General features: G+C 60.1%; 1 protein-coding gene. It reads right to left on the bottom strand.

The annotated features are described in order from the left end of the window. Window positions 1–1,347, bottom strand: a 1,347-nt coding sequence (locus tag HOP52_RS19520; RefSeq protein WP_238979199.1) for a hypothetical protein, incomplete at both ends; no start/stop codon positions are given.

Below are 1,347 nucleotides of genomic sequence, written 5' to 3' on the forward strand. Positions count from 1 at the left end.
GCCCACCACTTCGGACAGCCAGAGGGTGTTGACCCCGGTGCCGCCGGTGAAGGAGAAACCGTCCGTAGACACTTCCCCGACCACCATGGTCAGGGTACCGGTGTGGCCACTGGCATCGATAGTGCTGAGCTCTGGTGTGCCATGGACACCGTAAGACTCACCTTCATTCGGCTCACCTGCCGGAATGACGGGCGTCCCGATGACCACATCACCGTCACCTTCCAGATTGAGGGTGGTGAGATCAGCCCCCGACAGCGCCGCACTGCCACCGGTCGCGGTGTAGGTGCCGTTGTAGTCGGTGGTATCGATGTTGATGGTGGTGATGTTGCTACCGGCCACCAGCTCCTTGACGGTGACATCGGCATCGCCGGTCAGGGTCAGGGTGGCAGTGGGGTTGTCACCGCTGGTGCTAGCGAAGATCACCTCACCGGTGATATTGAGATCGACGTCGGCGTTAATGGTGATATCCACCAGCTCGCCTGCGTCGCCCGCTGCAGCGTTATCGGTGGAGATGTTGCCATCGATAACCACCGGACCGGTTGCCGCGCCATCCACGTCCTCGGTGTTGATGGTCAGCACGGTGTAACCTTCACGCACCAGGCCGTCGTTGACGAAGATGTCACCATTGATGCTGGCAGCATTCTCTTCGTCGGCCTGCAGGGTCAGGTCGACGGAGCGGACGTAGTCAGCCAGGCTGCCCACAGCGCTAAACTCGATGCCTTCCGGCATGGCTTCCGGCTCGACCACTACCACGCGGTCACGCGGATCCAGAACCACTTCTTCGATATCGCGGTAGATATTGAGGATGTTGGCGCTATCCAGGTTGTCCAGCAGGTCCTCGATGGACTGGCTGTTCTGGAAGGTGCCAGTGCCATCATCGATACCAAAGTTATCGAGCAGCTGGTCCTTGATGCGCAGATCCACATCCTGATAGGCGGCAACATCGATAGCTTCCCAGAATTCCGGCGCAGAGCCAGTGGTAGTATCCGGGTTGGTATCAAACAGGAAGTTCACCAGCGGCTTGGTGGCAGCGGCGTCATCGCCGGTCACCTGCAGGCCATTAGCCAGGCTGAAGGTCTCGACGTTCAGCACTTCACCGTCGGACATGGCGAAGGTGACGTTGGAACCGTCGATGGTGAACTCGTCATCGGCACCGATGGTCAGGTCGCCATCGAGATCCACGGTCAGGCTGCCGGTATCCGGCGCGGCACCCTGAGTGTCGATGGTGGCGCCGGACTCGACCAGCTGCTTGAACTGCTCGGCGGAGATGGTGACGTTCGTGCCTTCCGGAATGACCAGCTGGTCGATACCAGTGAAGTCTGTGGCCGGATCGACGACGATGTCCTC

It is taken from the genome of Billgrantia campisalis (assembly GCF_022341425.1).
In the GTDB taxonomy this organism is placed as follows: Bacteria; Pseudomonadota; Gammaproteobacteria; order Pseudomonadales; family Halomonadaceae; genus Halomonas; species Halomonas campisalis.